Genomic DNA, 621 nt, shown 5'->3' on the forward strand with positions numbered 1-621 from the left:
GTGCGGAACCTTGGCGGGAAGTCTGTGCCCGCGCGGCGCCCATCCCCGCAAAGGCGCCATATCGGTTCTGGTCCAGGTCTCGTCGATGAAGACCAGCCGCTCAGCTTCGACGCGATCTTGATACTTTGTCCATTGGAGGCGCCGCCGCGCCACGTCGGGACGATCGCGTTCGCCAGCCGCCACGCTTTTTTTTGAAGCTGAGCTTCTCGGCATGCACGAAGTCCCACACCGAGTGGTAGTCCACCTTCAGGCCGCGTCCGGCAAGCTCGGCAACGAGCCCGCGTATGGTGAAATCGCCATCCTTGATCCGCTGCGACAGCCAGACCGCGTGTGCGCCCGAAATTGCCTTCGGCTTGTAGCCGCCCATCTGCCTAGGCTCAACGCTGCCGGTCTCGTCGACCCGCTTCATCCAGCTGATGGCCGTGCTGATCGCCACACCAAACTGCTTGGCCGCCTGATTGCGGGACATCCCGCCCTCGATTGCCGCCACGACGCGCTTGCGAAGATCCAGAGAGTACGGCTTGCCCATCCCTGCTGGCCTCCGTCCAGCCAGCATGGTGAATCAGAAACAAGCTGATTTGGGAATCCCAATCGATTCAACCTAACCCCATCCCGCTTTAG

Annotated in this window: 1 pseudogene; it reads right to left on the reverse strand. The window is 61.8% G+C overall.

What is annotated here, in order from left to right:
* Window positions 1–529, reverse strand: a pseudogene (locus IVA87_RS28915) (IS630 transposase-related protein); the annotation flags it as partial.
* Window positions 530–621: the final 92 nt, after the last annotated feature.

The sequence above is a fragment of the Bradyrhizobium sp. 147 genome (assembly GCF_023073935.1).
In the GTDB taxonomy this organism is placed as follows: Bacteria; Pseudomonadota; Alphaproteobacteria; order Rhizobiales; family Xanthobacteraceae; genus Bradyrhizobium.